This is a genomic window from Streptomyces zagrosensis (assembly GCF_014203645.1).
Lineage (GTDB): Bacteria > Actinomycetota > Actinomycetes > Streptomycetales > Streptomycetaceae > Streptomyces > Streptomyces zagrosensis.
Window position 1 is genome coordinate 111222 of record NZ_JACHJL010000017.1, and the last position, 25812, is coordinate 137033.

Below are 25812 nucleotides of genomic sequence, written 5' to 3' on the forward strand. Positions count from 1 at the left end.
GCGTCCCGAGGGGGTTTCCCCCCTTTGCGGCCCGGGGGGTAGCTCCATGTCCCAGCGGAGCGACCGACGGGCATGATCCATCCATGACTTTACGGCGAACAAGTATCCGGATTATGGCTGGTGCGGCGGTCCTCGGCAGTGTGTCCGCCCTGGTGGCTCCGGTCTCGGCGGCGGCCGGCTCTCACAGTGAGCGGGTACAAGGCGGGGCCGTCGTCTCCGTCGAGCAAGCGGCCGACCTTACAGCGCAGGAAGTGGCCGGGGAGCTCCGGGGAAAGATCGACTCGTCCCAGGTCCGCTTTGGCGTGACCGCCTATCGGGTCACCTACCGCACCACTGACAGCGCGGGCGCCCCCACGACCGCGAGCCAGCTCGTCGTCCTGCCCAAGAACGGGGCGCGCCACCTGTCCACCGTCTCCTGGCTGCACGGCACCACCGTCTATCGCAAGGACGTCGCCTCGGAGAATCCGAAGTCGAACGACCGGCTCGTCGCCCTGCTGTTCGCCTCGACCGGGCGGGCCGTGTCGGCGCCCGACTACGTGGGCCTCGGCTCGGGCGAAGGCTTCCACCCCTACGGTGACCCTCGGGCCACCGTCGCGGCCTCGGTGGACGGCCTGCGCGCGGCCCGGACCTTCGCCCACCAAAACGGCCGGGAGCTGAAGCGCAAGGTTCAGGTAAGCGGGTTCTCGCAGGGCGGCCCCGCGACCATGCTTGTAGGCCGGGCGCTTCAGCAGGAGGGCGCCGACCGCTACTTCCGGCTGGGGGCACTCGCCCCGGTCAGCGGCCCCTACAACCTCTCGGCCTTCGAGGCCGCCGCAGCCGACGACAAGATCGCCAAATCCGGTCTCTACCTCGCCTACTTCGTCACCGCCTGGAACAAGATGTACGGCCTTTACACGTCACCCGGCGATGTCTTCAACTCCCTCTACGCCAGCGAGGTGGAGGGTCTCTTCGACGGCCATCACACCACCGGGCAGATCGCCAGCGCACTCCCGTCGGCGTCCAAGGACCTGTTCACCGAAGACTTCCTGAACAAGATCCGCAAGCCCGACGGTGTCCTGAAGGACAAGCTGCGTCCGATGGACAACACGTGCAACTGGCGGCCGAACGTACGGGTGGAGATCTTCCACGGCCGGGGCGACAAGGACGTCGACTTCAGTCACGCGGCGTACTGTGCCGACCAGTTGACGAGGAACGGCGCTGCACGCCGGCTGACCGACGTCGGCGACTACGACCACAACGAATCGGTTCGGCAGGCCGTGCCCCGGATCGTCAGATTCTTCGACGAGTCGGCGAAGACCAACTGAAGCACGCCACCGGCAACGGCTGGGAGCAGGGGATGTACGCGCAGCGGCGCGCCCGCCCGACCCATGCCTCTGCCGCACGCCCGGCGCCAGTCACGCGGAGGAGACGCGGTCACGGGGATCGCTGGAGGGCTCGTCGAGGCGAGGAAGGAGGAGGTCCGCCCAGCACGCCCTCCTGCCGGCCGGCGACGGTGTGCTGAGCATCCCGGCAGCCCTGAAGACGGAGCAGGCCCGGCTGCGGCGACGTAGCGGCAATCCGATTGCACCAACCCGGCGGAGATCACAGCTCTGACCGACCTCGCCGCCGAATGCACAGATGAAGGCCTCACCGTGGAACTCGCCCGCTAAGTCACCGGACCCGCCCTCGCTCGCCCGGGCCGGGAGCACTCGTTGACTGGTGGCAGCGGTGGCAGCGGTGGCAGCGGTGGCAGACGCGGTAGTCCACGGCGAAGGGGTGGTCCTCCTCGCTCTCCAGGTTCGCCGCGCGCTGGCGCCAGCCGTCCCGCGGGTAGGGGTGCTGGGCATTGGGCTTGCAGCCCAGGACGTTGCCTTTGGTCGGGTGGTTGCGGGTGGCGAGCGGTTCGGTGACGTCGGCCGTGGCGGGGTGAGCCGTGGCGAGGAAAAGTACAGTCGCGAGTGCCCCAACGCCCCTCTGTCGGAGACCACCCGAATGACTGTCTGGTTTTGCCGCTTACATGCGACTATCCATCTTTATGGTGAGTGCTATGGCAACCCTTGAGCTCATCCGCATCGCTACCCGTGACTCGCCGATGGCCCTGGCTCAGGCAGAGCGTGTACGTACCGAACTGGGCGTGCTGGCCCCTCATCTGGTGACCGAACTGGTCCCGGTCACCACGACCGGCGACACCTGGCTCGGCGACCTTTCCGAGGTCGAGGGCAAGGGCGCGTTCACCAAGGAAGTCGACGCGGCCGTGCTGGCCGGCAAGGCGGACCTGGCGGTGCACTGCGCCAAGGACATCCCCGCCGACCGGCCGCTTCCCGAGGGCACCGTCATCGCCGGGTTCCTCAAGCGCGATGACATGCGCGACGCCCTCATCCACCCCGACGGCCGCACCTTGAACGACCTCCCCCCGGGCACCAGGATCGGGACCTCCTCGGTCCGTCGCATCGCCCAACTCGCGGCATCTCACCCCCACCTGCACTGCGTACCGCTGCGCGGCAACGCCAACCGCCGCCTGGACAAACTCGCGGCGGGCGAGGCAGACGCGCTGCTGCTGTCCGTCTGCGGCCTGCAACGCATCAACCACACGGAGGTGATCACCGAAATCCTCTCCCCCGAGACGATGGCCCCGCCCATCGGCGCGGGCGTCTTGGCCCTACAGTGCCGCGAGGACGACACCGCCACCCTCACGGCCGTCAGCAGCCTCAACGACCCCGACACCTTCCGCGAGACCACGGCCGAACGCACGCTCCTGCACGTCCTACGCGGACACTGCAACAGCCCCGTGGCCGGCTACGCCACCTCCCACCGCAACGGAGACCTCTCCCTGCGCGCCAGCGTCTTCACCCCGGACGGCAAGACCGTCCTCAACGCCCACGAGTGGGCCGGCCAACTCGATCCGGCCACCTTGGGCACGTCCGTCGCCGTCGCGCTGCTGCGCCAGGGCGCCAGAGAACTGATCGACAACATCGCCCACTGAGCCCCCGACCACCGCACACGGGCACACGGGCACACGCTGTCAGGCCCGCCTGGCGGCGTGCGCCTATTGCGTCGTGCGCAGCCGGTCCGCCAGCACACGCCGGCGCACCTTGCCCAGTTCGGTCAGGGGAAAGGCATCGACCCTCGCCACCCTGACGGGCAGGTACGACTCGTGAAAGCCGTATCGGGCCCTTAGATGGGCGCGTAGGGCGGGCAGATGGGGGAGGGTGGTGGAGATGACGATGGCGCACGGAACCTCGTGGCCGTCGGGATCGGTCCACGGCACGAGCACCGCGTCGCGAATGCCGGGGTAGGTGAGCAGCGCGTGCTCCACGTCGGCCACCGGGATCAGCCACCGGTCGCCGATGCGTTCGGCCACCCGCCCCACGAAGCGCAGCCCGCCACTACCGTCGTGGCTCACCAGGTCGCCGGTGTCCAGCCAGCCATCGTCGTGCGCCGGCGACCAAAGAACCCGTCCGGTATCGCGGTCCAAGGTGGCCAGGCACACCTGCGGCCCGCGCACCCATAACCGCAAGACCTCGCCTGATCGCTCGGCCGCCGCCCCGACCCCCGCCTCGGCCCGCGGCCTGCTCCCGGCGCTGGCCTTGGTCTGCGTCTCGGCGTCGGTCTCGGTCTCGGGTAGCAGCCGGGTCTGCGCGCAGATGTGCGGCAGACCTATGCTGTGCCCCGCCCAGTGCGCGGGATCGGCTGGGCCGGTGGAGATCAGGCTGCTGGTCTCCGTCATCCCCCAGGTGTTGAGTACCACCGGACACAGCGTCTCTTGCACCGCCGTCAGGAGCACAGGTGGCAGCGGGCCGGCCAGACTGTGCACGACGCGCAACCGGGACAGATCTCGCGGGCGGCGGCGCTGCTCGTCGGTGAGGGTGCGCAGCTTGCGAGGAGAGGTCCGCACGTCGGTGACGCCCGTGTCGGCGATGAGGTCCAGCCACCGGCCCGGGTCCCGGCAGTCGCTGTAGAGGGCGGGCACCCGCAGCTCGAGGATGCGCATGAGTTGGCGCAACCCGCTGGAGTAGTTCAGCCCGCCGGTCGTCGCACATACGCGACCATCGGAACCGAGGGTTTGCGCCCGGTCATCCAAACCAGCCAGCAGCGTGTTCGAACTGTGCGCGACGATGTGGCTGCGGCCGGTGGTTCCCGAGCTGAACAGCAGCGCGCACACCGCATCGGGGCCAAGCGGTTCGCCGCGCTCGGCCGCCACCCGCTCGCCGTTGAAACTCGCCCGCAGGCTCACCCCGCCGGTATCACTCGCGTCGCCGATGATGATGCGATGGCGCAGCCGTGGCAGTCGGCTCGCCTGTTCGGCCAACACGCGCGCATGGGGCACGCCGCCCCACTCGTCGGGTACGGCACACGCCACCGCACCGGTAGTGGCCAGAGCGCGCTCGGTCTCATACGGACCGAACAACAGCGGCAGCGGGGCCACCACCGCGCCCGCCCGCAGGCAGGCGACCATCAACACAGCCGTCTCCCACCACGATGGAAGCCGACAGGCCACCACCTCACCACGACGCACTCCAAGCCCGCGCAGCGCCTCGGCGACCGCATCGGCCCGAAGGTCGAGCTCGGCGAACGACAGTCGCACCAGCCGGTTCTCACGCCGTCGCCAGGTGAGCAGGGCGGTGCTTTTGGGCTCCTGTCGGGCGGCGCAGCGCAAGCTGTCAGAAAACGTCGTATCGCGCCACCAGCCCTGTTCCCGGTAGCGGCGGGCAGCCTCCGGGGCCGGCCCCACCGCATCCAGCGCACCTGTCACAAAACGACCCTAGCGGTGCCACTCGCTCACGACACCACTCATCCACTCACGCCGCGACCCACGCCGACTGCGCCGTCCAGGATCTAATCACGTAAGAGGGCCGGGGCGGAGCCTTGTTCGTCCCCGGGTTTCGACCGGACAGCACCGGTGCCCCGGTCGAAACCCGCACGGTCCGGCAATGGACACTGACCCGGTGACTACCGCACCGTCCTCACGTGCCCTCGGCCGGGGAGTCAGTCAGCTCATCCCGTCCTCCACCGTGACCACTCCGGCGAACCAAGCATCCGCAGCCCTGGCCGCACTACGCCCGGTCCCCGTACACATCGGAGTCCTACAGGCCGCCGTGGTGCTCTTGGAAGACACCGAGCAAAGGGCCGAAGACGAAGGGACTCTGGCCGCGACGCGCGAAACGGTGACACTGCTACGCGCCGCGATGGACCGCGGCGTCGAATCAGTGGAGGACGACACGAGATAGCCCGCTCGCGTGGACACCACGGTAGGAATGGTTGCCGGCGCCTGCCACGTCCCCGCCTCGGCCCCCGCCCTCGCGACGTCGTCGGCGGGCGCCAGCTCGGTCCTGGTCGATGGTGGGCCAGCCCCTCAGCGAGCGTCAGCCCCGCGCCGACCGACGCTCTGGTCGGCGGTGGGCCCGCACCGACTTTGGCTGTGCCGGCCGTGCCGGAGCGTTCGGCGGATGAGTCGGCTGGCCCCGCGCGCGGCAGGAGGCCAAGGAAGCGGCGCGCCGCGCACGCCAGGCGCAGGAAGCGGCGGAGTGCGACCGGCGCGGTTTCAGCACCTCGTCGTTCAGAGAGACGGCCGGTTGACCCCTGTTAGAGGCTCAACTCGCCCTCATACGCTTCAGGTTGCGACCCATGCGCCTGTTTCAGGAGGTTGTCGTGCCACCAGGCATCAAGTTCTGTTACACCTGCGACACCGACGAACCGCACCGGCCTCTCACCGACAACGAGAAGATCTGGCTCAAGAACCAAACGGGCCACAAGAACGTCGATGGGTACTTCATGTGCGAGGCACCGAAGTGCCAAAGTGCGCACCGGATTTAACAAACACCTGTTGAAGACCTGACAGATGACTCTCTAGGTGGGCACCAACCGGGCCCGCCGTTGAGAGGGCAATCAGTTGGGCGAGTAGGGACAGTTGGCTTTCCGTAAGGGGAGCGGCGACGGGAGCCCGCGCTGCCGGCGAAAGGCGCTCGTCCTGAATCAACTGAAGCACCAGGGCCCGGATGTCCGCGTTCACCCTGCCCGAGACGGCGGCGGCGAGTTCCTCGCGTCGGGTGGGATCAGCGGCGCCGGGCTCGGTGTTCCGTCGCTCCGCGTACGGATCGCGAAGCTGCGCAGCGATCAACTCGTCGGCCAGGTGCCTCATGTCCGTGCTCGAGGGATTCTCCGGCACGGAGAGGCGCAGTCTTTTCGCCAGGTCGTACCGGTACACGTCGATCGCGTCCGCCTTGGCCTCGTACACCTCGACGAGCGACCTGCGCGCCTGCGCCAACGCCAGGGCCGCCACCGCCAGGGGTCCCACGACGGGCAGTACGGCCACCCCCTGCTCAACGGGAATACCGCCAAGGCCGGTGAGCGCGACGAGCAGCCAGACCTCCGTCGTGCACACGGCGCTCGCGACGGTGATCCGGCAGACGAGCACGCCCCGTTCCTTGCGCCCTACCCGACGATTGACCTCGTCGGGTGCGACAAGTTCGATGCGGGGCCAGATGTCGTCGACAGCGAGCCCGGTGGCCACAGCTGTACGCCGGTGGAGGGCATACAGGGCGGTGGACCTAAGAGGGTTCATGAAGCGTTGCAGGACGGTGAGCTGGGTAAGATCGTCCATCGCCCGGATGTTGCCATGTGGCGTGCGGGCCACGCGGGCCAATCTAGACGCCCGGTCCGCCGACGGCACCGTGCTCATCCAGACCAGCACTCCGTACTGCGTCATCAGCAGCACAGCCCCGCCCCCGCTAGCCAGCCGGCCGGCCTCCAGCAGCCGGTCACCCGGGTCCGGCCCGCTCCACGGCTTCCCGTTCCATATCGCCCACGCGAGGCTGCTCAGCGGGACGAGGACCCCGGCCATCTGTGCCCCGGGTGAAGCTGTCGCACTACGACTGGCCCCGAGTCGCCGCAGCGCCGATGCAACGACGACGAGCAGCGAGCCCCCCACTGCCACTCCGCCCACCCACCATGCGGCCGACGTTTCGCCCCGCACCGCCGAACGCGCCACCACACCGGCCGCACCCAGCAACACGGCGGAACCGAACACCTTCAGGTACGTGGACCCGGCATCCCGGGACTGGGATTCGGACAGCCAAAAGCCCGCCGCCAGCACCGCCATAGCGCAGCCCAGTGCCCAAGCCGCCCACAGCGGCCCCTCCACGGCGAAGCGGGCGGTGAGCCAGCCGCCGCACGCCTCGGCCAGGGCGAAGGCGACGGCGCTGGGGAGGCTGTCGGACGGCGTGTGGCCACTACTGCTGGCGCTGACGCGGGAGATGCGCCGGGAGACGCCGACAAGCAGCATGAGAAATACAACCCCGGACGCCCAGGCCATCGCGTACTCGTGATGGCGAGCCAACCGGGCCGCGATGAGAGTCAGTTCGGCCACCAGGGCAGTCGCCAGGATGGCGATCGACTTCAGTCGCAGCTTCCGCAAGTGACTCGCTCCGGTGGACGCGCTGCTTCGCCGAAGCGCCAGTTCGGCACACCACCCGGCGACCCCGGCAAGCACCAGCCAACCCGCGAGCAACCACAGTCCACCCAGCGCGACGTCGCGCACGGGAACCAATACGGCACCCGCGCTTCCCGCCGCGACCGCGACCGCGGCGGCGGTGCCGAAGAGGGCGCCGCCCAGCGTCTTACCTGTGTTCGCCGTCATCGCATCCCAGTCAGTGTCCAATATGCCGCAATTCACTGAAGAGTATGGCCAGTTCGTGTGCCGACCGGGAGAATTCAGAAAGCTGGCGCGGCTCCTTCACAACTGCCACGATCCTCGCCCCTACGATCACCGACCCGGCGACCGGCTCCCCGGAAAGAAGCTCCGTCGCGTCCGGCGCCACCGACACCTCCGCCGTGGGCCCTTGGGCCCGCTGTGCTTGATCGTGAAGATGTAGTCGGCGTCGATCGACGGCACCTCGTCGCAGATGCGCCGTAAAAGGTATTCGAGTGTCCCCGGTCCGGATGGGTGGCCACCTGCCGAGAGTGACGTTGGCACGAGTTGCGCGTACCTCAGGTACCCCGCTCGGCGGCCTGTCAGAATAGGACGCCACCGTCTCCGCACCCGCCCCAACCAGAGCCTGGCCGTAGCCTCTCCGCTCAGCTCGATCGACTCGCCCGGCAGCAACGCAAACAGCTCGTAACGTCCGCCTCAAGCTCAAGCGGCCGGTCAAGCGCGGGACCCTGATCGAGACCGAGCAGGGGGTGTTCACCTGGCTGCGGTCATAACCGTCCAGCGAGCCCGCGACCGGGCCCCTCCCCCCAGCCCAAGGGCAAAGCGGACGCCAACTAACGTACCGCCCTCTTATGTGATCTCCACGCCTCCGTAGCCTCTCGCGGAAACAATTCCGCACCTCGTCGGCGTTGGTGATATCCGAGCCGAGGAGAGGAAGGTGTCGGGCCTGAAGCTGTTCCGTACGGATATGACGAATGGCGGCATGACCGAGGTCGTGCCGCGTTTTGCTGAGGTTGAGGCAGATGTGCAGGGACTCGTCGAGGCGTCTATGAAGACGCTGTTGGGCGTCCGGTTTATAGCGAGCGAGTACGGCACTGGGCCGGTGCACGGGGGCCGGATCGACTCGCTCGGGTTGGACGAGAACGGCTCGCCGGTCATCGTGGAGTACAAGCGCGGTGTCGATGCCGGCGTCATCAACCAGGGGCTGTTCTACCTAGCGTGGCTGATGGACCATCGGGCTGAGTTTGAGCGCCTTGTCCGGGACCGGCTCGGGGTGACGGCCGCGTCCCAGGTGCTGTGGAGCGGTCCGCGGTTGATCTGCGTGGCCGGGGACTTCACGCGGTACGACGTGCATGCTGTGCGTGAGCACCGGCGGTCGATCGACCTGGTCCGTTACCGGCTTTTCGGCAGCGATTTGCTCGGGCTTGAGACCGTGGCGTCCGTGAGCGGTGGCGTGCAGGCGGCCCGCCGGGCACGGCGCGGAACGGTTGCCCGGGCGGGGGCCGACATCCAGGGGACGGCGATGGTGGAGTTGGCGGGCGCGGTCGACGAGGTTTTGCTCGGGCTGGGGGACGGCGTGAATCGGGTGGAGCGTAAGACCTACCGGGCGTATCAGCGGCTGCGGAACTTTGCTTGCCTGTGTCCGCCGCAGCGCAGCAAGCTGCTGGTCTACCTGAAGGTCGATCCGACGGATGTCGATCTCGTTTCGGGCTTCACCCGTAATGTGTCCGGTCTCGGTCACCACGGGACGGGCGACTTGGAGGTCCAGCTTCGTACGCCGAGGGACGTGGAGCGGGCGCGGGAGCTGTTCCGGGCGAGCTACGCGGCGGCGTGAATCGATGCCGCTGTCGGTCTCGTGGCTGGTTGTGCTTCGTGTCGTGTGTCGGCATCGACCAAGTAGACGGGGACGGTCGCCAGCTCCGCGCGGGCAGGTCGCACCTGGCCGTGGTGACGCCGAAGCCCGAGCGGGCTTCGATGGCGGCGCGTTCGGTGTCGGTCCAGGGCGCCGGTCCGGGGCGCATCTCGGCCGCGTGGACACTTTCGAAGGCCAGCAGGGCCTTGGCGGATGAGTCGAAGGTGTCGGCGACCTGGCGCAGGTGATCCTCGCCGTGCAGGTAGACGGACTTGCCGCCTTGGTGGAGGTAGGTGCCGACCGCGGTGGTGGTGTGGCCATTGTGGGCGTCGGTGAGGAGATGGCCGTGGTGGATGTCGTCGTGGATCTTCTGCGCCTGGTGGGAGACCTCGCGGATTCGCTGCGGGTACACCACAGCATCGGGTAGTTGGGCCAGGTCCATTCCTCGTTCATGGCTTCCTGTAGCTGTTGGGTGATCTCGACGTTGATGCCTTCGGCGATCAGATGCTTGGCTGCGTCCTTGGCCCAGTAGGGCTGCTGGTGATCGATGCGGGCCAGGGCCAGGACGTTGGTGGCGGCGACGGTCCAGTCGGTTGCTTCCAGAGCCATGAGGGCGACGCGGGCCTAGGTGCCGGTCAGGACGGCCTGCACGGCACTGGGATAAGCGGGGTGGGTGTCGAGGCGGACGTGGGCGTCGATGGCGCAAGTGAGGTGGGGTCTCGTCTGTTTGGCCGGTGGCCGGGTCTTCGGGTCCGGCCACCGGCGTACGCGGGGGTTATCGGGTTGCTCGCGCGGCGCGGGTGGTGTGCGCGGCCGTGGTGGTCGGCGGGCCGGCGCGTGTGGCGGGTGCCGGTCGCCGCGGCTGTGGCGGGACCGCTTTGGTGGCGTGTTGCCAGCGGGTGCGGATGGCGTTGATGTCGGCGAGGGCGCGGCGGGTGCCGACGACGAGTTGGAACGGGGTGTTCGCCGGGTCGCCTGTGTACGCCTTGATGCGCTGGCCGGTGTGGTCGGCGGTGGCCAGGAGGGAGCGTTGTAGGGCGCGTTCGCTCCAGTGCTCCACGGAACCGGCTGGTTCGGCCAGCAGGCGGAGCACTTCGCCTGGTTCGATTCCGTGGTCCAGTAGGCCGCGTTGTTGGGCCTCCCACAGGACCGTGACGGGGTCGATGGGCTCGCGGCGGCGGGTGAGGGCGGTCAGGCACTGCCACAGGCCGGCGTGCAGGGGCCGGATGAGATCGTCCGGCAGTAGCCAGCGAACGGAGTCGATGTCGGCGGGGTGGGCGGTGGCGGTGGCGAGCAGTAGCTGCTCCTCCTGGACCGCCTCGGTGTGGTCGGGGGTGATGGTCGATGGCGGTGCCGGGGTGCGGGGTAGTGCTCCGGCGCGGGGCGGAAAGCGGAGCGCGATGTCGTCCACGACCACGGTGAGTGCGTCGGTCTCGTCGAGCACCGTGTGCACCGGGTGCGGGAGGGAGGCGTCGTGCACGGTTTGGATGAGGTGTTCGGCGGCGGCGTGGAGTCGGTGGCGGGCGTGTTCGGCCTCGACCAGTCGTGCGTAGGCCGGTAGGTGGCGGGGTCGGGGGCAGGCTTGGATGAGGGTGTGCAGGTAGGAGGCGGTGAGTCCGGGTGCCTGGTCGCGTCCCGTGGTGAGCACGTGGTTGAGCCATGTGGTGTTCTTCGCGTGCTGGGCGGGGTCGGGTGGTGGCAGGGTGCTGATCGCGGTGAACAGGGCGGCGTGCGCGGCGGTGGAGAAGGAATCGGGGGCGATGCCGCTCACGTCGCCGGTACGGTGCGGTTCGAGGAGGAGGGCGCCAAGGAGGGCCTGCTCGACGTGGAATACCGGTGGCGGCGGGGCGAAGGTGTCGAGGTCGTCTTCGTAGGCTTGGTTGGTGTTGGGCATCAGGCGGCGAGGGTGAAGTCGTCGGGGTTGAGGGTGACGCCGAGGTGCGGGGCGAGAAGGTGGCCAGCCAGCAACGGCGGTACGGCGTTGCCGATCTGTGAGAACTGCTGGCTCTTGTTGCCGGCCCAGGGGTAGGTGCCGGGGAAGGTCTGCAGGAGGCTGGCCTCGCGGGCGGCGATCCGGATCGGCTCCGGCACCGCCGACGTGCCTGTGTCCTTCGTCGGCGCCGGGGCCGGCTCGGCGACCCAGGTGCACTCGTTTGCCCGGTGACCGAAGAACAGCGTGCCTGCCGGCTCGGACACCGGGCGGACGGTGGCGTTGGCCTGGTTGTTGCTGCGCAGAGACCAGGACCAACGGTGCGCCTGGGCGGTGTGCGTCAAAGCCGGAGCGTCGGCGGCCCGGTTCCCGCGTGTGCCGTACCGGGCGGCCCATCCAGCGCCCTCACCGCGGGACTGCCAGACCGCTCCGCCCGGCCGGGGCGCCCAGGTGCCGCGCTCCCGGGCGTCGGACAGTGTCTTGCGGGAGCCCGACGGAAACGGCTCTGGCCCGCCGCCGGGCCCACCACCGGCACAGACGGTAGGAACGGGCCGCTCGGTCGCGCCCCACCCCAGTGCCTCGGCCATGCTCACCCAGCGGGCCCGGCCCGGACCGAACAGCGATTCAGCCTCGACGACTTGGCAGTGCGTGGGCGTGGGCGGTTGCGCTGTGCGGACTCGCGAGGCGAGGAGGATCGCCCGCCTCCTGGTCTGCGGAACGCCGAAGTCGGCGGCGTTGAGGACCCCGCACCAGACGGAGAACCCCCAGCGGCGCAGGATGGCCGCGTACTGCTTCCACAGCGGCAGGACGTCCGGCACCTCCTCCAGGGCGACCCACTCGGGCTCGCCGACCGTGTTCAAAGCGTGCAGGTAACGCATCGGCTCGGCGGCGAGCAGGGAGCGCTCATCACGGCACGCGGCGAGGAGGCGCTCGCGGGTGTCACGTCCGGCGGACAGATCCTCGACCGCCGCGTGCACCAGCGGCTGGTCGAGGAGGCCAAGGCGCTTGCCGGCCATGCTCCACGCCTGGCACGGCGGGGAGGCGATCAGCCCGCGCGTGCGGCCGACGAAGGGCCACGTCGGATACCGCGCCACGTCGGTACGCACCGTCAACTGCCCCGCAGCGGCGCGCGTCTTGCAGACCCACTCGTCCCACTCCAGACCGACGTCGCGCAGGCCGAGAACATGCAGTGCTCTGCTCCAGCCGCCCGGGCCCGCGAAGAGGTCAAGTATCAACAAGCCAGCCCGAAGTCGTCCTGGGCCACATCGCCGCGGCACGCCCATGGCGAGCAGCCGTCCAGCACGCCGTTCTCCAACTCCTCCGCGCTGGCCCTCTCATTCTCGTCCTGGAGGGCAGCTCGCTCGGCGGTGGTGATGTGGTCGATGGGTGCTTGGTCAAGCGGTACGCGCGAGCGGTGGAGAAACGCCTGCCCAAGCAATCGGTTGCCGCCCGCGTTGGCGCGGGCGTTGCCTTTTCGTATCGCGGCGTCGAATTCCACAACGTCCTGCCACTCGGCGGGGCTATTGTCGCGGATGTCGCGCCACTGTGCGTTTCCGTGGAAAGGGCACCCAAGGCACGATGATTTGGGTGTATCGGCGAGGCCGAGTGAGGTCAGGTATTCGACGCAGTCGCGGCGCGACCAACCCATGTCGATGAGGGGGTGGATGTTGCGTATGTAGCGGATGTCGGCGTCCTTGGCGCGATGGAATTCGTCGGTTGATATACCAACCCATTGGTCAACGTAAACACCTTTGGGGATGCGTTGCGGGTAGGGATACCCGAGGATTTCGCGGACCTTCTTTTTGATTGGCTTGATCTTGTATTCGCCGGTGCACTGGCGCCGCGTCATGCCGGGTTTGCCATTCTGGTTGAGTATGTGGAGCGGCATGGAAGCGAAGCGGTGGTTGGGGTTGAGTGCGTCTTCGCGGATATTTCCTGAGGCTACGCGCAGTACAGGTATTCCGGCAGGTGCGGCGATCTTCTTTTCTAGCCGGTCCAGATGGGCGTAGACGGTGGCAGGCTCCCAGCCCGTGTCGGCGAGTATCGCGTAATCGACCCGAGGGAGAACTCCCTCGGCGGAGAGGGCGAGCATCGCGCTGGACTGGACTCCCGCGCCCAGCGATATGGACCGGAATACGGGGTTGTCGGAAATGTGGGCGTCCTAGTGGTGAATGGGGCGCTGGCGCTGTCCGTGGGCGGGGCGGTCAGCGGCGGGGAGCGGAGGCGTGCTGCGCGGCGGGTGCCGGCGGAGCCGGGGCCGTGGAGGGGGCGCGACTTCGGCGATCGGACGCGCTGCGAATTCCGGAGGGCCTGCGTGTCCGGGTTGGACCGGTTCTGGAGTCGGGTCAGCGGGCGCGCGGCGTGGCTGCAGTGGTGCTGGCGGGCGCCGGTACGGCCGGGCTCGTAGGGGTGCGGGTACGAGCGGGGGCGTCACGTAGGACTTTGAGTTGGGCGCCGGTTTCGGCAAGGCGCCAGAAACTCCATCCAGTACGGATGGGTGAGACCTGTGGGCGTAGTGCAGTGATGACAGCGCGCGAGGCGCCGCTGGGGGTCTTGTACTGCCCGGCTCCGGGACCTGTTGGGATGTTCAAGGCGCCGGTGGCGCGGTCGAAGTACCCCTCGATGCGCCTGTGGTCATAGATGGCGTAGACGGGGGTGAGCGTGCTTGTGCGGGCTGGTGTCTCGGACGAGGGTTGGGCGTAGAGGTGGAGCAGATATGCGATGCACTCACTGGCGGTGATCCCCAAAGCGCGGGCGAGGAGGGTCACTTGCTGGTGAACTTCGGCCTCTACACGGAGATGCTGGGGCGCGGATGTCAGGTTGTTCTCCTCGGTGATCGTAGAGCCGGAGCCTTACAAAGGCGTCCGGCTGCGGCTGTTTCGTACGTCCGAAGCCGCTTTGCGGCGGACGGCACGCATAGCTTCAGCAGCCGGGATATTGCGCTGACGTTTGCTGGTGGAGGCGGGCTAGGCCGGGTGCAACAGGCAGAACTCGGCACAGACCCGCGCCCAGGGAGATAGCGCGAAAGTGCGGGGGGACGGTAGGGGGCGGTGCGGGGACGTGGGTGGCTCCAGGCTTGCCGGGCTGGGGTTCGCCGAGGAGTGTCCATTTTACTTTCAGTGCCGTGCCGGTGCACAGGGGGCGCTGTCCCTCAACACCAAACAGAAACTGCACGACAGGCTGCTGGGCGAACTGCGTGGACAGCAACACACTTTGCTGTACTGGGCACAGCTGGCCGACCTCACCGCCCAAGGAGAGCCGGCTCCCTGGCAGTTCAACGGCCAGGCCAAAGAGCGACTCGCCAAGGCGACATCACAACTGCGCAGCACCGTCAACATCACGAGAAACTCGCTCAACACCACGCGTGAGGGGCTCCCCACAACCGATGCCGATACAGGCCCGGATGAAGGGAAGCTTCACGAAATCCTGCGCGGACGATGCGTATCCGCACCCCGCCCGCCCTACCACCGCACCGCCGATCCCGTCGTCCTGGTGCTCGGCACCAAGCCCGGCACCGCAGGATCCGCCACCACCATCCGCTGCCGCCTGCGCAGCGAACTGCCCCCACCGCAGGACGCACCGAAGTGGATCACCGCACTGCCCGAGGATCTGCTGCCCGCCCTGACAGAGTTCACCCAGCTCGACACGACCGGCGAGAGCAAAGCCACCGTGCCGCCCTTCTACGGTGCCGCGGCATGGAAGCAGCCCTGGCAGCCGCTGTTCGTCGAATGGGAGCTGGACTACACCCCCGTCCCCGCCCACGACGCCGACGGCACCCCCACCACACACTGGGAGTTCACCGGAAACGACTACCGGTGGAAGAAAACCGGCGCTCACACGGGCGCGCGCACCACCCTCAAGGGCCGGCAAGTCCTCGGCCCCCACCTGTCCCGCACCCTGCACGCCAACATCCAGCACTACCTGAGCACCCACCCAGCCCTGCCGCCCAAGACCGTCATCCTGCTGAAGTCCCTGTCCAAAGTGGTGACCGACCTCGACCCGCTCTCCCAGACCCTGGCCGGCCTAACCGACCAGCTCGCCGGCCGCCTCCCCCTGGCCGGCACCCCCCTGACGACCACTGGCGAAGCCCTGGACCGCCTGCCCTCCCACAACCTCACCCCCGGCCCCCTGCCCGACATCGGCGAAACCTGGCCCCCGTCACGCTTCCAGGACGTCCGCGCCGGCCACCTGGTCTTCACCGCCCTGACCGTCATCGACGTCTTCGGCCGGACCCTGGACGTCATCGACGACACCACCCGCGACTGGACGCCCCTGCTCCTCGCCCCCGACATGCGCCCCGACAAAACCCCGGTCGCATCCGGCTACGACCGCACCATCGAAGCCCGCCCCCGCCTGGTACAGCCCGCACGCCTGGCGATCGAACTGAGCGGCGCCGCCAACGACGACCTGGACTACGAACGCGACTGCCACAACCCCGGGGCCAACCCGCTGTGCGGATGGATCTTGCCCAACTACCTCGACGGCAGCCTCCTGTGCTTCGACCCCGACGGCGCCCCCCTGATCCAGTTACGCCCAGCAGCCAACAACACCATCGCCGCGCTGCCCCTGCCCGGCTTCGACCACGACGACATCACCCCGGTCACCGCCCTCCGCTCACGCCACATCAAAGCCCTCATCAAAGCCGCCTCCAGCGCCAACGGCGCCTTCCAGGCACTGAACACCGCCATCCACCGCCTGCTGCCCGACATCGACACCGGCCACCCCGACGGCACCCACCAGCACACAGCCCTCACCGGCCGCCCGCTGGCCCTGATCCGCGCCGCGGCATCCATCCAGACGAACGGCCCCCTGTGGACCGACCCGGCCTGGCAACAAGTCCACACCGACGTCAAGAACCTCCTCGACCCGCCGAAGGAACCACCCGCGCCAGCCCCCGCCCGCCCCTGGACCGTGCGCCTGGGCGAAACCAAGCGCCTTCACGACGGACTCATCGGCTTCTACACCTACACCGACCCCGCCGCCTTCCCCTCCCTCACCCCCACCAGCCCCACCTCCACCCTCCACCTCGCCCCCGGCGCAAAACCGGTGATGGTCACGCTGCTGATGGACCCCCACGCCGTCGTCCACGCCGCCAGCGGCATCCTGCCAGTCCACGAACTACGCCTGCCCGACCACCTCACCCGCACCCCCCTGTCCCGCCTGCGCATGTCCCACCGCGTAGGACCCCTGCCAGCCACCGAACGAGACAAACGCCTAGTCCTTCCCACCCCACCGGCCACCACCGGCACCTGGACCTTCGCCCACACCCACACCACCAACCACGACTGGACCTACACCCCCCTCATCCCCGCCGACACCACCACCCGCCTGCCCGACGGACCCCTCGCCCTCCACACCGGCTACCTGCACTGCACCACCCCCCAGGAGACCCAAACATGACCACCGCCCTGCACTACCAGGTACTCACCCACCCCCACCCCCTGCCCGCCTCCACCCCCACCACGCCAAGCACCGCCACCACCTACATCATCATCACCAACCACAATGCCGCCACCGTCACCTGGAAAAAGATCCTGGTCACCGTACCCACCGGCGACAAACCCAAAGACCTCACCAACAACCCCGACAGCATCCGCCCCGGCGTCCAGGGCGAAGCACACGGCGCTCAATTCTCCAGAACACGCAACAACAACATTTTCGAAGCCATCCCCGGAAAAGGCTTCGACAAGATGCTCCAAGGACAGGTCCTCGTCCTCCAACTGGGCAACATCTCCATCAACGCCAGCGACGGTCTTTCCGTCCTCACCATCGACGAACTTACAGAAGTCGCCACAACACGGCACGCCAGCCTCGGCATCCTCAAACTCCCCGCCGATGACATCCCCGCACCCCCCCAGCCCGACATCCCCCGCAACTTCCACCCCGAGAAGCAGCTCATCGACACCACCAGAAAACAGGAGCCCGAGAACGTCAAACTCCTGTGGAACGGGCCCCGCGACGCCGAGTACACCATCCTGCCCGACGGAGGAACGCCACAAGAGGGGGAGCAGTCCTGGTCACCGAAAATGCCGCCCGCACGGGACACCACCTACACCCTCAAAGCCACCCACAGAGACAAAACCTACTATCTCACCACCACCGTGCACATCCGGAAACCCACCTATGAGGAAGGTGTTTATGTGCCAGAACTGCAGTGGAAACCAGGGGAGCCGTGGATCCACTTCGCCGAAGACCGCGTAGAGATCCGAGTCGGACAAGGTTGGTCGAAACTGTCAGCGGGAACCGTGGACACGACGACCGTAATCGCCGAGGAGGAGATCCAGGCGTCGAAACTGTCAGCGACAACCGTCGCCACACAAAACCTCATGCCCCTGCAAGAAACGGAATGAGCAGTCGCCACCGGATTCGACCGTCACCGCAGTCACCCACCCGTCACACGATCAGTAGTCACGAAAGGGAACCAGCCATGGACGCTCGCATCAACCTCAGCGGCCCGGTATCCGCCCTCTGGAAGTCAGTGCAGCTCTGGGAAATCCGACTTGCCGACGCCGAAAACGTCACCTACTGCTTCCCCTATGGGCCGGTGTCAGTCGACGGATTCCTCACGAGCACTATCTATCTGGAGCCAGAAAGCGACGCAGGCGTCTTCGGAACGTGCTACGTCTACTACGACGGAAGGTACTTCGGCGCCCAGTGCCAAAGGCAGAAGAATTTGGACTGCTCGTCAGTCGCCACATTTACCATTCCGATCGCCGCAGGCAAGCCCTTTTATTTCGGATGCTATCTGGACAATAAGAGAGATGATGGCTCGTATCAGAGCGTGAAGTGGGGAGCGGAATACCGGTGGACATCCCTCGGAGACAGTCCTAGCCCATCACCCTATTACGGGTACAAGTATAAGGTAAAAGTGAAGATGTGGGACCAAAAGCCCCCAATGCAGATGGCAAGCGGGCCGTCGCGCGACGTAGCACCTCCAAACTGAACTGTCACCCGGCAAGGTCTGCTGCACACTCCTGAGCCGTCTCAGTGCCTGGCACTCAAGCAGGACAGCGCACGACGCAATGTTCCCAGCTCGGACGGCCGGTCGAGGTGGTCCCCCAAGGGGCGAGTGAGAGCCTGCGGGAGGACAGTTCACGGGCGGATCGCGTCGGGCGCCGGCCGGGTGGGCGGCGCGAAGGCACTTGGTGGCGGTGAGTGGGGAGATGGCGAAAAGCCACATGAGGTGGAGGGCGTCCGAGGTGCCGTACCTGCCGGCCCGTCGGCCGGTGACGAGGTATGCCAACACATCTCAAGCTCAGGACCTGCGCTTTTGTGCCGCTGCTACGGTGGGCAAGCCGTGGCAGCGAAGGCTCGGCAATCCTCGCCGTATCGGTCCCCGACCCTAAGCTGGCCTCACTCGTCCACGGCAGGGGTGCGCTCTTTAGCTACAGAGCTCAGCAAGGCCCCGGCTTTAGGCGCGGTCCGCAGTTGGTCAAACGGTTCCCTTCGGCCAAGAAGGGAAGGGTGTACTTCATCGCAGCTGCTGACTGTTTGACGCCTTCATGGTGGGGAAAATCCAGTCCCCGCCTTCGGCCGGTATCGTCGACCACGTAATTCCCTCGGACGTTGCTACCGCTGATTGCGACGCGATCTGGGGGGACGAGTTCATCGCGTTTGGCCGCGATAGTCATGTAGGTAATCGGCCAGGTTTCATTACCCTTCTTGCCGTTGAGGCCGTTGATAAACCGCGAGTTGGGCTTCATGTCTTCGATCTCCAAGGGGCACCCCTTGGGGCACAGCGCCGACCAGTTTGTTGCGCCGTGGTTCGGACCCCCGTACGAGATGAATTTGTCCACCTTCTGATCCACGCCCTTCCATCTGATGGCGTAGCGGGAGACGAGGGACCCCATCGAGTGGGTGACGACATCGATTCGCCGTCCTGAAAATTTCCCGTAGACCCATTGTTGGAAGTCCTCCGAATGAGCGGCGATTCCCTTGCCGGGGTATGGGAACCCGCTTCCGTAATCGTAGTTCACGAAGTCGCTGTCTTTGTAGTGCTTATCGTTCTTGAGTTTTTGCTTGAGATCACCCCAGCCGTTGTTGTCGCCTTTGTACCCGTGAACGAATACAACGGGACGTGCATGGCGTTCGCGAGATACCCCGTATGGCACCCACTTCGCATTAGGCTGGCCCTTGCGTATCTGGATTGCCCGGGCGTTGAGTGCCCCCCACAGGAACATGTAGTACTCATTTCCGTTGACGGTGGTGTAGACGTCGCTGTTTCCATTGACACTCCAGGTGAGCACATCTTTATGGTTGCAGGGTTCCATCATGGTCGCATACGCCCCGTTGTATTCCTTTCCTCTTATCAGGCACCTTCCGTTCCACTTACTGTCGGGGGCGTTGAACTTGAGCTTTCTGTCGCTGGTGTATGTCCAGAACTTCTGGTCGGGCATGTCTTCGCACTTATCGGGGCCCGCTACGTACCCGGCGCCGCCTACACAGAAGCGCTGACCTTCATAGGTGACGGTGATGTCACCCTTAGCGTCGGATGCGGCACGGGAACTTTGATTGCGGGAGGGTGTGGCCGTGCATGATGCCTGCAATGAAAGAGCTACGGCGCAGCCGATGAGTGCGGCTCGCCGGTTAACTGTCATGGCCATGGCGAGGTCCTTTCGTGCGTGTTCAGCACAGAGCCACTCTGAATCCCCCGCCAAGCCCCCCGAGCTTCCTTACCCTACGGTCACCTCGAAGGGCTAGATCCCGGATTTTGCAGTGCAGGCGTGGTTTCCTCGGAACTGCTTAGCGGTTTCCCGAAGGCAGTAGCCGAGGGCGCGCTGCCAGACGAAGTTAGGGTGCAGAAATCCTTGCACGTCTCCTTCTTTCGGCGTGTTGCCGCTTCGATACCCGGGCTTGATGTACGGGTATCCGCAGCTTGCTACGTCCGGAGCCCCTTACTTGGGTTTCGTTCTTTTCCGCATGCCTGTGCCTTTACCCCCGTTCCGCTGGGCTCTTTCGTCACAGGCGGCAGGCCGCACCAGGCCAGACTCACAGGGCGTACCTGTACTGCCACGAGTTGTCCGCACCGGGCCGGTTGTCCGACAGCGGGGGCAGTGTGAGTGGCTGGCACGCGATCTACCGCGCCTCTCGTCTGGACCGCAGCAGTGGCTACCGGAAACTGACAGCCACGGCCAACGGCCATCGCGCACGGCAACCCCTTCGTGAGAAAGGATGTCGCGGCACCTTTGACGGTCTGTCCGACCGCTGGACCGTACGTTCGCTCTCACTACAGCGGCTCTGGCCAGCCTTCGCCTGATACTGGTGCGTACAAGCCCCCCAAACAGGTGTACACGCGCCCCGGCGCGACGGCATACGGCCAGGTCAAGTCCTGTAAAAGCTGCTAGGCCCGAAGCTTCACCCGAACAGTCGCCCTTCAGCTCGCCACGTATGTTGCTCCAGCGCGGGGTAGTCGGCTGGCCGCGCATCGACTTCGAAACGCTCAGTTACCCATCCCCAGATCACCCAGATCTGGGCGGATGCCGCCTACGCCGGCAACCTCCTGCCCCGGCGTCCACGACCCGACCCAGGCCACGGCGTTCGACGGTCTGCTTCAGGGCTGGCGCCTTGGAACACCGGGCCCGGCCGCCCCCGGTCGGATGAACACGCGTGTGCGACGGGTTCCCGGCTGAGACAGCAGACTCTGCCTAAAGAGCGGGGTGCTGCGGCTGCACCGCCGCACCCCGCCCGAGCTGGCCGCCGTCATCCGGCTGCGGGCCATCGCGCACCTGGGCATCGACGCACGCCTGGAAGTCGCCCCCAACTGGAAGCTGGCCGCCACCGCCTCTGCCCGCACGCCACGCACCAGCATCCGCCTGGTGCCGAACGACCCGGCCGCCGTCGCCGCCTCCTGCACCCATTGCCCATCGACGTCCTGCACGGCATCGGCCGCCGCCTCCTGACCGAGATGCTGCGCCTCTACAGCGTGCGCACCATCGGTGCGCTGACCCGCATCCGGCCGCCACCGCCCAGTGCCTCCCGGGCCGCGCCGACCGCACCTGCAGGAGCGCGCCGGCGGCGCAGACCCGCGCCCCATCCCCGCACCGGGCCCAGCACAACGAGCGCGGCTCGTCGAGATCCGCGACAACCTCATCGCGCGGATCGCCGAGGCCGAGCGCGAAGGCTGGCTGGGCGAAATGGGCGGTTTGCAGGTCAGCCTCACCGGTGCCCAGGAGAGCTGGCCCAACTCGATGCCGAAACAGCCCGCCGATCCACCGCCGTCGACCCCGACATGCCGACCTTCGGCCAGATCGCCGTACGCACGGAGGAGGCGAACAAACCATCTGCGGACGGCTGATCAGGCGCCGATCGATAGTTCAGAGAACGTCGCCCGAACGCGGGCGACGTTCTCGTGCACGATGGCCCGCTCGTCGTCGCCGGGCTGGCGGTCGCGCATGCCCGGGACACCCCGACCGACAGCCGCGACGAACGCGTGGGAGGCGGTGACCAGGTCCAAGAACTCCACCTACCGGCGGCGACTTTGGCGCTGCGCTCGGTGCCGTGCGCGTGGACCGGGTTCCAGGTCAGACGTCGGCCCCCTTCGCGCCGTCCGCGGGCTGCCGGGGCGTCACGGGGTGCGCGCCGAGGTAGGCGTACAGCGGGGAGACCCGGGCGACGAGTTCCCCATGGGCGTAGCGCGGCTGGTTCTGCAGGTCCGGGGTGACGTCGCGGCCGACTTCGGTGGCGGCCTTGATGATCTCCCGTGGTGGTCGGCGCGTACCGGCCGTCGGCCGCCGGGAACCCGTCCGATCCGGTCCACGCCGTGTGCTTGGCCGTCCGCCACTGCTACCGGGGCTCTTCGTGGGCCCGCTACGGAACAGGACCGGTATGTCGAAGCTGTCGGCGTAAGTCAGCAGCGGCTCGTCGGGGACTCGTGCGGGGATCATGCGGATCACTCTGGCACGGCCCCGGGCCGCTCCCGGTGCCGTGTACCGAGCCGTCTGTTTGGCCCCGGCGGGGGCGTCCCGGCCATCTGAATGGCGCGCTTCCGAGGTGGTGATGCTCGGGCAGTTCGCCCGGGGCAGATAGGAAAGGCCGCGGAAAGACTGGCCAACGGGTGCGAGGTCATGTCAACGTAGACGACCTTGCAAGAAACCCCAGGTCAGAGAGGTAATTGCCCGTGACCGTAGCCCCTGCGGGCCCCGGTTTCTCCACCACCGTCGAAGCCCTGCGACTGCGGGAGTGGCAGCTCGGTCCCGGCCAGCCGACCCTGGTGATGGACCAGTTCTCCGCCGAGGACTTCCACCTGATCGTCGATGACCGCGCGGACGTGCACGTCAGCAGCAAGGACGGCCGCTTCTACCTCGGCTGGTTCCCGCTCGGCCGCCCCGGCACGGACGGCGAGGGATGGAAGATCACCGTCACCGGCACCGCCAGAGTCCGCGGCTACCACCTGTCGTTCGACACCCAGACGCCGGCCGACATCGTCGCCGCCGCCGTCGCGCGTGCTGGAGATCTCGCACCGTCTTTGACAGCGCGGACACCGTAGAGGCCGTGCCTGCATTCAGCGAGCTGGCCGCCCGAACGGCGGTCCGCTCCCACACACCCGTTTCCCGCTCCCCAGGAGGTTGTTCGTGACGTTCCCGGAGATGACCGTCGGCGATCTCATCGACCTGTTGTCCGCCTGTGACCCGAACGCTCCGGTCCGCCAGGCCATGAACCCGTTCTTCCCGATGGCCCACCGCTTGGAGCGGGTCCTGCAGTCGGTGGACGAGACCGGCCGGACCGTCGTCTACCTCGCCGAAGGGCGGGACGAGGACGCACAGCTCGGTCACCTGCCACCGGAGGTCGCCATCGAGTTGACGTGGCAGGGGACCGTTTATGCACCTCCGCGCCGCCCCCGCCGCCGTGCCGGCGGCAACTAGATACGCACCGAGCCTTTGGAGGCGCCCCTGTACCCCGACTTCCCGCCCGACTCGTCCACCCCGTGCGGCGGCCAGCCCGCGTTCTGGGTCGGTCCCCGGCACCTGGCCGGTGACGACGGGTGCCTCTACGACGTGGTCGCCGACACGCTGGCCGGCCTGGGTTGGACGAGCCTGACGATCGTGCGCGGACGGCATGAGCCCCACGAGGCACCGGAGGACTGCCAGGTCCTGCGCAGCACCGTCCTGCACATCAGCCCCGACGCACTGCGCTGGGCCCAGTGGTGCCTGGCGGATGAGCCGTTCCACCTCGGCGAGCTGCCGATCGCCTGGCAGGTCTCCGCCCGGGCCGAGGCGAGCAGCCCGCTCGCCCAGTGGTCGGCCTACTTCACCCGCGACGTCCCGGGCGAGGCGGTCGCCGACTTTCTCCTCGCGCTCGACGCGAGCGACCAGCCCGCCGTGCTGTACGCCGGTCCCGAGCTGGTCCTCGATGCCGTCTGCGCCCACGGATGGTTCCGCGACACCGACCAACCCCAAGTGGCAGCGACGGACCCGACATTCACCTCGCACATCAGCCTCGGCGAGGTCCCGCCCCTCATCCAGGACGCCGACCCGCGTGCCCTCATCGCCGAGGAGGATGAGAGGGGGCTGGCCGGATGGCAGGCGTGGGCCGAGCCCGTGCTCGGCGCACCGTATCTGTGGGCGGCATCGTTCGCCGCCAGCATCCCGCACGATCTCGTCGCCACCTTCGCGGCCTCCCTCAGCTCGACCGCACCGGTCCTGCGGCGGGTACTGCCCGAGGCTACCCAGGAGCGCCTTTTGCGCGCGCCCGCCACCTAGCGTCCCGCACGTGTCCCTCGACGATCGCAGTCCGGCACCCCCGAGGTTGAGGGGTGCCGGACTTTCTTGCTTCCCGGGTAGCAGCCGTTGAGTCTTCAACGCCCAGGAGGGTTTGCCGACCCGTGACGGAACGATGCAGGATGCGGCAATACACCCCAGCGTTGGCGCCTTTTTGGTCATTGCTCTCATCGTCGCCGTGACGATCGCGTCGACGGTCCGTTCACGCCGCAAGCGCACGGTTGCCCTCGCGGCGCAGTGGCAGGCATTCCAGCAGCACCGCGGCTCCGGCCAAGGGCAACTCCTCCAGATCACGCGGGTCTACCAGCACGGACGCCGTGGCTCAAAGGCCGTCGTGACCTGGTGCGACACCGGGCGGCAGCAGGACGCCTGGTTCTGGGACTGGCACGTTCCAGCGGGTGCGTACCTGCTCGTGAACGCGTCCAGCGGCTACGGGCCGCACAGTCACAACCCGAACGTGCTCTACGTCCAGCCAAACCAGGTCCATGCCTGGGTGCCGGGCCAAGCCGCTCGCGCCGCGCAGCGCATCAGCCAATAACGCGATGCTGCCCCCGACCATGGCGGTCGAGGGCAGCATCGCAGGTTGCGGGCGTGCGGGATCAGCTCGTTGCCGTGGCCTTGGCGAGGGCCTGTCGAGGTGGCGGTCGACGAGGGCGGGGAAGCCGGAGACGACCACCAGCAGGTTGCCGTCGCGGACCGCGGTCTGCTTGACCACGCTGCTTCGCCCCGCGGCGGTGAACGTCAGGAGCTGGCTCCACTGCTGGTCACCGCCGGCGTCGGGAGCCGTCAGCTTCTGCGAGGTGACGTCTACCAGGGTGCCGCCGGAGATGACCTGATAGGTCGGGCAGCCGGTCATGGCGTCGAAGATCCTGCCGGTGCCGTCGGAGAGCTTCTTCGCGCTGTCGCTGTACAGCTCCTCGGAGATCGCCGAGGAGGTGCCGCCGTAGGTAAAGTCCGCCTTCGCCCTGCGCGGGAAGGCGAGCGGGCCGCCGGTCGCCGCGTCGCCGCCCAGCTCGCTCAGGGCCGGGCAGCCGAGGACGGTGACGTCGTCATGCTGGGCCGGGCGCTCCGGCTCGGGCAGGTAGCCGCTGCCGAGGTCGCTCGGGTCGAGCAGGCGGGACTCAAGCGCGGACGAGGAGAGCACGGCCGTCTCCTGGACGCTGCCGGACGGCGTTCCCGCCCGGGCCGCGGAAGGGTGCTGGTCCCCGGCAGATTCGGTGGAGCAGGCGGGCAGGGCGAGGAGGGCGGAGGTGATGCCGAGGGCGGTGGTGGCGACGCGAACGCGCATGACGGAACTGACCCCTTGGTGCTAGGCGACGGGTGGTCAGCGCGGGCCCGTGGGCCCGGTGGGGTCGTAGGAGTGGTGGTCAGTGCCCGAGGTGGCGCAGGCAGTCCTCGAACGTGGCGTGCGTCGCGTCCGCCGGCGCGGAGTGCCGGTTGTACCAGGCGGTGTCGATGCGGGTCTCCTGCTGCTGGTGGCCTGCCCGGCAGCGCAACCAGATCTCGCCGCGGGTGGAGAGGATGAGCCAGTCCCGGTAGGCGCCGCACTCGACACAGGCGACCATCTCACCGTCCAGGACGAGTGGCTGCGCCCAGGGCATCATCTTGCCGTCGACTTGGTCGTGGCTCGGTACGCGCAGTTCCGGCGGAAGGAAGTCGTCCACGACGTCCACCGGGGCGGCGGGCTCCGGCTCAGGCGCCGGCACCCCGAAGCCGGGCGGTACCTGGCCCTGCAGCTGTGCGTGCAACTCGGCGAACTGCCGCTGAGCTTCGCTTGGCTCCTTGGCCCGGCGGCGTATCCGGTGAAACACCCTGGCGTCCTCCTCTACCTCGTCACCTCGTCCTGCGCGCTTCATGATCGTGCCCCACACCTTCGGCGGTCTCAATTCACAAAGTCCACAGTGCT

At 67.6% G+C, this 25812-nt stretch carries 23 protein-coding genes and 2 pseudogenes; 14 read left to right on the forward strand and 11 right to left on the reverse strand.

Annotated elements, in window-relative coordinates; genetic code table 11:
* Positions 1–113 precede the first annotated feature (113 nt).
* Both FHS42_RS27275 and hemC read left to right on the forward strand, forming a co-directional pair.
* The gene (locus FHS42_RS27275; RefSeq protein WP_246495468.1) at positions 114–1304 is read left to right on the forward strand and encodes a lipase family protein; all 1191 of its coding nucleotides are present in this window, start codon (positions 114–116) and stop codon (positions 1302–1304) included.
* A 722-nt stretch (positions 1305–2026) separates the two neighbouring features.
* Positions 2027–2962 (forward strand): hydroxymethylbilane synthase, encoded by a 936-nt coding sequence (hemC, locus tag FHS42_RS27280; RefSeq protein WP_184576507.1) that lies wholly within the window; start codon positions 2027–2029, stop codon positions 2960–2962.
* A 63-nt stretch (positions 2963–3025) separates the two neighbouring features.
* On the opposite strand, the gene FHS42_RS27285 is transcribed toward hemC, so the two are convergent.
* A complete protein-coding gene (locus FHS42_RS27285; RefSeq protein WP_184576509.1) occupies positions 3026–4732 on the reverse strand; it encodes an AMP-binding protein in 1707 nt (568 codons plus the stop codon).
* Positions 4733–4925: 193 nt separating this feature from the next.
* Here FHS42_RS27285 and FHS42_RS27290 point away from each other — a divergent pair, with 193 nt between their 5' ends.
* Entirely contained in the window at positions 4926–5207 is a 282-nt protein-coding gene (locus tag FHS42_RS27290; RefSeq protein ID WP_246495470.1) for a hypothetical protein, read from the forward strand.
* Between the two features lie 397 nt (positions 5208–5604).
* A complete protein-coding gene (locus FHS42_RS27295) occupies positions 5605–5793 on the forward strand; it encodes a hypothetical protein (protein ID WP_184576513.1) in 189 nt (62 codons plus the stop codon).
* On the opposite strand, the gene FHS42_RS27300 is transcribed toward FHS42_RS27295, so the two are convergent.
* The gene (locus FHS42_RS27300; protein WP_184576515.1) at positions 5750–7615 is read right to left on the reverse strand and encodes a hypothetical protein; all 1866 of its coding nucleotides are present in this window, start codon (positions 7613–7615) and stop codon (positions 5750–5752) included. The genes FHS42_RS27295 and FHS42_RS27300 overlap by 44 nt on opposite strands.
* A 730-nt stretch (positions 7616–8345) precedes the next feature.
* On the opposite strand from FHS42_RS27300, the gene FHS42_RS27305 reads away from it, so the two are divergent.
* Both FHS42_RS27305 and FHS42_RS27310 read left to right on the forward strand, forming a co-directional pair.
* Positions 8346–9242 carry a DUF5655 domain-containing protein gene (locus FHS42_RS27305; protein ID WP_184576518.1) on the forward strand — a complete coding sequence of 299 codons (897 nt, stop codon included), beginning with the start codon at positions 8346–8348 and terminating at the stop codon, positions 9240–9242.
* A 262-nt stretch (positions 9243–9504) separates the two neighbouring features.
* Positions 9505–9687, forward strand: coding sequence for a hypothetical protein (locus FHS42_RS27310; RefSeq protein ID WP_184576520.1), 183 nt, complete (start codon positions 9505–9507; stop codon positions 9685–9687).
* 348 nt (positions 9688–10035) lie between these two features.
* Here FHS42_RS27310 and FHS42_RS27315 read toward each other — a convergent pair whose 3' ends face one another.
* From FHS42_RS27315 to FHS42_RS27330, 4 genes are all read right to left on the reverse strand, one after another.
* Positions 10036–11154: a DnaB-like helicase N-terminal domain-containing protein gene (locus FHS42_RS27315; RefSeq protein WP_184576522.1), complete on the reverse strand. Its 1119-nt coding sequence runs from the start codon at positions 11152–11154 to the stop codon at positions 10036–10038.
* Complete coding sequence (locus tag FHS42_RS27320) at positions 11154–12425, reverse strand: DNA cytosine methyltransferase (protein WP_246495494.1); 1272 nt, start codon at positions 12423–12425, stop codon at positions 11154–11156. Before FHS42_RS27320 ends, FHS42_RS27315 begins: the two co-directional genes overlap by 1 nt.
* Positions 12422–13282 (reverse strand): adenine nucleotide alpha hydrolase family protein, encoded by an 861-nt coding sequence (locus FHS42_RS27325; protein WP_184576527.1) that lies wholly within the window; start codon positions 13280–13282, stop codon positions 12422–12424. The genes FHS42_RS27320 and FHS42_RS27325 overlap by 4 nt, the downstream gene beginning before the upstream one ends.
* Before the next feature lie 253 nt (positions 13283–13535).
* On the reverse strand, positions 13536–13958 hold the full coding sequence (locus FHS42_RS27330) for a hypothetical protein (protein WP_184576529.1): 423 nt from the start codon (positions 13956–13958) through the stop codon (positions 13536–13538).
* 292 nt (positions 13959–14250) lie between these two features.
* On the opposite strand from FHS42_RS27330, the gene FHS42_RS27335 reads away from it, so the two are divergent.
* From FHS42_RS27335 to FHS42_RS27345, 3 genes are all read left to right on the forward strand, one after another.
* Positions 14251–16590, forward strand: coding sequence for a hypothetical protein (locus tag FHS42_RS27335; protein WP_184576530.1), 2340 nt, complete (start codon positions 14251–14253; stop codon positions 16588–16590).
* On the forward strand, positions 16587–17540 hold the full coding sequence (locus FHS42_RS27340) for a hypothetical protein (RefSeq protein ID WP_184576532.1): 954 nt from the start codon (positions 16587–16589) through the stop codon (positions 17538–17540). Before FHS42_RS27335 ends, FHS42_RS27340 begins: the two co-directional genes overlap by 4 nt.
* Before the next feature lie 77 nt (positions 17541–17617).
* Positions 17618–18133 carry a hypothetical protein gene (locus tag FHS42_RS27345; RefSeq protein ID WP_184576534.1) on the forward strand — a complete coding sequence of 172 codons (516 nt, stop codon included), beginning with the start codon at positions 17618–17620 and terminating at the stop codon, positions 18131–18133.
* 451 nt (positions 18134–18584) lie between these two features.
* On the opposite strand, the gene FHS42_RS27350 is transcribed toward FHS42_RS27345, so the two are convergent.
* Positions 18585–19586 carry an esterase/lipase family protein gene (locus FHS42_RS27350; RefSeq protein WP_184576536.1) on the reverse strand — a complete coding sequence of 334 codons (1002 nt, stop codon included), beginning with the start codon at positions 19584–19586 and terminating at the stop codon, positions 18585–18587.
* 1260 nt (positions 19587–20846) lie between these two features.
* Between FHS42_RS27350 and FHS42_RS27355 the strand changes: the two genes are divergently transcribed.
* Positions 20847–21089, forward strand: coding sequence for a hypothetical protein (locus FHS42_RS27355; protein WP_184576538.1), 243 nt, complete (start codon positions 20847–20849; stop codon positions 21087–21089).
* A gap of 422 nt (positions 21090–21511) precedes the next feature.
* Here the strand turns inward: FHS42_RS27355 and FHS42_RS27360 are convergent.
* Both FHS42_RS27360 and FHS42_RS27365 read right to left on the reverse strand, forming a co-directional pair.
* Positions 21512–21652 (reverse strand): annotated as a pseudogene (locus FHS42_RS27360) (DUF6192 family protein); the annotation flags it as partial.
* A gap of 58 nt (positions 21653–21710) precedes the next feature.
* Positions 21711–22073 carry a hypothetical protein gene (locus tag FHS42_RS27365; protein WP_246495472.1) on the reverse strand — a complete coding sequence of 121 codons (363 nt, stop codon included), beginning with the start codon at positions 22071–22073 and terminating at the stop codon, positions 21711–21713.
* A 233-nt stretch (positions 22074–22306) separates the two neighbouring features.
* On the opposite strand from FHS42_RS27365, the gene FHS42_RS27370 reads away from it, so the two are divergent.
* The 4 genes from FHS42_RS27370 (at position 22307) to FHS42_RS37525 (ending at position 24444) form a co-directional block, all read left to right on the forward strand.
* Positions 22307–22675, forward strand: coding sequence for an SPDY domain-containing protein (locus FHS42_RS27370; protein WP_184576540.1), 369 nt, complete (start codon positions 22307–22309; stop codon positions 22673–22675).
* Between the two features lie 85 nt (positions 22676–22760).
* The gene (locus FHS42_RS27375) at positions 22761–23051 is read left to right on the forward strand and encodes a hypothetical protein (protein ID WP_184576542.1); all 291 of its coding nucleotides are present in this window, start codon (positions 22761–22763) and stop codon (positions 23049–23051) included.
* A 15-nt stretch (positions 23052–23066) separates the two neighbouring features.
* Positions 23067–23888: an SPDY domain-containing protein gene (locus FHS42_RS27380; RefSeq protein ID WP_184576544.1), complete on the forward strand. Its 822-nt coding sequence runs from the start codon at positions 23067–23069 to the stop codon at positions 23886–23888.
* A gap of 196 nt (positions 23889–24084) precedes the next feature.
* Complete coding sequence (locus tag FHS42_RS37525) at positions 24085–24444, forward strand: hypothetical protein (RefSeq protein WP_246495474.1); 360 nt, start codon at positions 24085–24087, stop codon at positions 24442–24444.
* Between the two features lie 61 nt (positions 24445–24505).
* Here FHS42_RS37525 and FHS42_RS27385 read toward each other — a convergent pair.
* Together FHS42_RS27385 and FHS42_RS27390 are read right to left on the reverse strand one after the other, a co-directional pair.
* Positions 24506–25194 (reverse strand): annotated as a pseudogene (locus tag FHS42_RS27385) (hypothetical protein).
* A 79-nt stretch (positions 25195–25273) separates the two neighbouring features.
* Positions 25274–25762, reverse strand: a complete 489-nt coding sequence (locus FHS42_RS27390; protein WP_221476922.1) for a hypothetical protein — start codon at positions 25760–25762, stop codon at positions 25274–25276.
* Positions 25763–25812: the final 50 nt, after the last annotated feature.

Coding starts and splice junctions, on each gene's coding strand:
- FHS42_RS27275 (WP_246495468.1), top strand. CDS start 114: ATGGCTGGTGCGGCGGTCCTCGGCAGTGTGTCCGCCCTGGTGGCTCCG.
- hemC (WP_184576507.1), top strand. CDS start 2,027: ATGGCAACCCTTGAGCTCATCCGCATCGCTACCCGTGACTCGCCGATG.
- FHS42_RS27295 (WP_184576513.1), top strand. CDS start 5,605: ATGCGCCTGTTTCAGGAGGTTGTCGTGCCACCAGGCATCAAGTTCTGT.
- FHS42_RS27300 (WP_184576515.1), bottom strand. CDS start 7,615: ATGACGGCGAACACAGGTAAGACGCTGGGCGGCGCCCTCTTCGGCACC.
- FHS42_RS27315 (WP_184576522.1), bottom strand. CDS start 11,154: ATGCCCAACACCAACCAAGCCTACGAAGACGACCTCGACACCTTCGCC.
- FHS42_RS27325 (WP_184576527.1), bottom strand. CDS start 13,282: ATGCTCGCCCTCTCCGCCGAGGGAGTTCTCCCTCGGGTCGATTACGCG.
- FHS42_RS27340 (WP_184576532.1), top strand. CDS start 16,587: ATGACCACCGCCCTGCACTACCAGGTACTCACCCACCCCCACCCCCTG.
- FHS42_RS27345 (WP_184576534.1), top strand. CDS start 17,618: ATGGACGCTCGCATCAACCTCAGCGGCCCGGTATCCGCCCTCTGGAAG.
- FHS42_RS27350 (WP_184576536.1), bottom strand. CDS start 19,586: ATGCCCGACCAGAAGTTCTGGACATACACCAGCGACAGAAAGCTCAAG.
- FHS42_RS27365 (WP_246495472.1), bottom strand. CDS start 22,073: ATGATCCCCGCACGAGTCCCCGACGAGCCGCTGCTGACTTACGCCGAC.
- FHS42_RS27390 (WP_221476922.1), bottom strand. CDS start 25,762: ATGAAGCGCGCAGGACGAGGTGACGAGGTAGAGGAGGACGCCAGGGTG.